Below are 3,817 nucleotides of genomic sequence, written 5' to 3'. Positions count from 1 at the left end.
AGGTCTGGATGAACAGCGGCGCCTTGACGAGGCCGCGATCGAGAAAATATTTCAGGTTATAGAGATGGCTGGTGTCATAGCATTCGAATTCGAAGCGCGTGCCTTGCGGCGACAAGGTGGTCAGTAGATGTTCGATGTCGGCATAGGTGTTCTTGAACACCAGGTCGCGCGATGCTTCGAGCGCGGCGGGTTCCCAGTCATGCTTGAACGACTTGTAGCGATCCAGCATCGGGAACAGACCGAAGCCCATAGTCCCCATATTGAGGCTGGCCACTTCCGGGGCGAAAGTCTGGGCGGGACGGATCCGTTCCTGCACCGTCATGGAGGGGTGTCCCCCCGTGGTCAGGTTCAATACGGCGTCGGTACGCTGCTTGATGACTTTAAGGAAGGGTTCGAACAGGTCGGGATTCTGGTCCGGCCGCCCATCGACGGGATTGCGCGCATGCAGGTGGATGATGGCGGCGCCCGCCTCCGCCGCACCGACCGCCGATGCCGCGATCTCCTCCGCCGTCACGGGCAGATAGGGCGACATGGAAGGCGTGTGAATTGCGCCTGTAATCGCGCAGCTGATGATGACCTTGCGTTTTGCCATGATATTTCCTTTCGCGCAGATTGCGCCGGTCGCAGGTTGCGCGAACGGTGCAATCTATCCTTCGATAGGATATGGCGTGCGCTTCAGGGCAGGATGCCGAGCTGCCGCGCCCGCAGAACCGCCTGCGGCCGACGGCGCACGCCCAGCTTGTCGTAGATTTGCTGCATATACCATTTGACGGTGCCTTCGGTCAGGCCGAGACGGTCGCCGATTTCCCGGTTGCGCAGGCCTCCGCTCACCATCGTTAAAATGTCGACTTCCCGGTTGGCGAGGCGCCCGGTCAGGCCGAAATCATCCTCCTCTTCTTCGTCCGCTTCGAGCTGCGGTCCCCGCCTCAACATCGACACAAGGCGGACGGCGAAGCGATCAGCGGGCGTTTCCAGTTCCGGCCCCTGCGAATAGGCTTCGATGATGAGAGATGCGATGACTTCTCCCTCATCGACGAAGACCCGCACCCAGCCGGCCGGTTCGGCCATCTCAACGGCAGCGCGAACGGCCCTGCGCGCCTCGGACCGGTTGCCCTGAAGCACCGCGATTTCCGCCAGCAGCAATTCGAAGATCACGGCGGACCGGACCGCTCCCGCGCGTTTGACGAATTCCAGCCACCGATAGGCGACCTTGCGCGCTCGGCCCAGCCGATGGCGCTGCATCTCGATCCTGAGCCAGGCGATCGCGATATTCTCATTGCGCCGCGTCGGGTGCAGGGTGGGAATGGGTTCGCCGTCCAGTTGCGGATCGCCCGCCAGGAAATGCTGCTCCGCCTCGTCGATCTGCCCCGCCTTGATCAAAAGCCGCACCTCTTCGGCCACGATGAAGGAGCGCAGACGATCAAGCCCACATTCGATCGCCACGAGATGGGCATCGTTAAGCGTTGAAAGCGCGCTGGGCAGATCGCCCCTTGCCGCCCGCAGGCGCGCGCTGACCAGATAGCCCGACGCCATCTGATCGGAAAATCCCCATTGCCGCACGACTGGCAGATACTGGTCCGCCAGTTCCGCCGCCTGTTCAAGGTCGCCTGCATCGTAAAGCAACTCGGCCAACGGCAAGGCAGGAAGCGCAGCCAGGCCGGAACCCGGACCATGGATCTCAACCGCAAGCGCAAAGGCTTCTTCCAGAAACCGTTGGGCAAAGGGGGTCTTGCCCTGCGCCATAATGGTCGGCGCGACCGAGGCCTTCAGGGCGATGGATGCGAAGGCCGAGCCGGGACGCGACAGCGCGCGGCTGGTTTCCGCCTCCAGCTTGAGCATGTCCTGAAAATGATAAAGTTCGCGCCGCGCCGACATGAGCTGCGCCAGCAAGGTGCAGCTGAGATAGGCATGGCTGTCGGCCAGTTCGGCGAGCAGCGGCTCCGAATCGGCCTCGACCCTGACCATGTCGTCTCGCGCCGCTGCAAGCATGACGAAGCGATGGCGGATCAGCAGGTCCAGTTGCTCGATTTCGTGCGCGGGCAGGGACTGGGCCTCGCGCTTCGCTTCACAGGCCTGCCGCGCGGCGGAAATCAGCCTGTCAGCCGAGGAAAAGGCCAGTTGGCGGATGCGTCTCCAGGCCAGCGCGAGGAGCAGATTAGGCCGTTCGGCCAGGATCGGCCAGGGCAGTTCCGCGCCGAGTTCGTCGATGCGGTAGAGATAGCCCGAATAGGTCAGTCCCTCGGCCAAGCGATCCAACCGGTCGGCGAGAAAAGCCTTGTCCCCGCTCAGCCGCGCATGTTCGATCGCCAAGGCAAGCTGGCCGGCTTCGGCAAAATATTCGCTCGCCCGTCGATGCATGACAGCAGCGCGGTCCGGTGCCCGATCGATCAGCCGGCCCAACACCATTTCGCGGAACAACCGGTGATAGGCATAGCGGCTATGTTCCTGATCAATCGCGTTCAGAAACAGGCCTTCACGAAAGACATGGTCCAGCATCGCACGCGCATTTTCGTCGCCGGTTACCGCAGCGCAAGCGGAGGGCGTCAATTCATCGAGGATCGAGGTGTCGACGAGGAAGCGGCGGACGTCGTCCGGCTGCAAACTTAACACTTCATCATGGAAATACTCGGCAAATTCTGGGCGCAGGCCAGTCAGCCGGAGCTTGGCCGCGCAGTCGCTGGCGCGGCGATAGAGATCGCAGGCAATAACGATACCGGAAACCCAGCCTTGGGTATCGCCCACAATGTCCTGAAGTTCGCGCGAATCCACCGGCGTCCCGATAGACCGCGTGACCAGTTCCGTCGCTTCCGCCAAGGTGAAGGACAGATCGGCGACGCCCACTTCGACCAGAAATCCGAGCGCACGCATACGCGCCAGCGACAGGCCGACCGTACCGCGTGCGGCGATGATGATGGTCAATGCGTCGCGCGCGCTCGACGATAGTTGCGCCAGAAACTCCAGAATCGGCTTCGCCAGAAACTGCGCGTCATCCACAATGATAACCGGCTTTACGCTGCCCATCGTCGCGAGGGCGGATAGCCAGCTTTCGTCGGCAGCGTCACTGTCCAGTGCATCCCACGGCATACCCGCGGCAATACCTGCGGCCTTGAGCGCTTGGAGAAAGGACCGCTTACTTTCTATGCCTGCCCTTGCCGCGAGCCACAAAACGGGGCGCCCCTGCGCCCTGAGTTCATCCGCCCAGAACAGCATTGCGGTGGTTTTTCCGCTCCCAGCCGGCGCAGACACCACGGTCATGCGCGACTGCGCCACTCTTTCCGTCAGCGCCACCAATGCAGCACGCCGGATCGGCATATGAGTTGAACGCGGCGGCAAGATAGCTGTGGGAACAACGGTCATGCTCTTCTCTCCTAGCGCGGTTGGCGCGATTCGTTTGTTATGCGAAATATATTCTGCGCGATGAATCTATAACGCAATCCCTTTTTCCTATCGGCAGATAGGTTCCCAATGAGATGGAAAAATGTCCAGCTTTCCACCCAGGAAGCCAAGGTCGTTATGCAGCCAGCGTTGCCATACAGACCGCGGCGCGAGCAGGATATTAGGAAAGGTTGACCATGAAGGCCCTTTATCTCGAACGGATCGACGGCCCTGAATCCGTCGTGGTGGCGGAAGTCGACACGCCAGTGCCCGGTCCGGGAGAGGTGCGTATCGCGCTGCGGGCCGCATCCATAAACCATCGTGAACTGTTCATCACCCACGGGCAATATCCCGGCATGACGGTGCCGATCACGCTGGGCTGTGATGGTGCGGGCGTCGTCGACATGATCGGCGAGGGCGTCACCGGCGTCCGCGAGGGCGA

3 protein-coding genes are annotated in these 3,817 nt (G+C 61.7%); 1 reads left to right on the top strand and 2 read right to left on the bottom strand.

Features of this window, described 5'->3' with window-relative positions; translation table 11 throughout:
* Both ACFC3J_RS22425 and ACFC3J_RS22420 read right to left on the bottom strand, forming a co-directional pair.
* On the bottom strand, window positions 1-592 hold a 592-nt coding region (locus tag ACFC3J_RS22425; protein WP_375198141.1), incomplete at its 3' end, for a 3-keto-5-aminohexanoate cleavage protein.
* Between the two features lie 83 nt (window positions 593-675).
* A complete protein-coding gene (locus tag ACFC3J_RS22420) occupies window positions 676-3,357 on the bottom strand; it encodes a LuxR C-terminal-related transcriptional regulator (protein ID WP_375198140.1) in 2,682 nt (893 codons plus the stop codon).
* Window positions 3,358-3,572: 215 nt separating this feature from the next.
* Here ACFC3J_RS22420 and ACFC3J_RS22415 point away from each other — a divergent pair.
* A partial coding sequence (locus tag ACFC3J_RS22415) for an alcohol dehydrogenase catalytic domain-containing protein (protein WP_375198139.1) occupies window positions 3,573-3,817 on the top strand: 245 nt, incomplete at its 3' end.

Source organism: Sphingobium sp. (assembly GCF_041987595.1).
In the GTDB taxonomy this organism is placed as follows: domain Bacteria; phylum Pseudomonadota; class Alphaproteobacteria; order Sphingomonadales; family Sphingomonadaceae; genus Sphingobium.
This window is presented reverse-complemented; position numbering and strand designations above follow the sequence as displayed.

Bases quoted from the DNA above. Each gene is read 5' to 3' on its own strand.
- ACFC3J_RS22420 (WP_375198140.1), bottom strand. From the start codon at position 3,357: ATGACCGTTGTTCCCACAGCTATCTTGCCGCCGCGTTCAACTCATATG.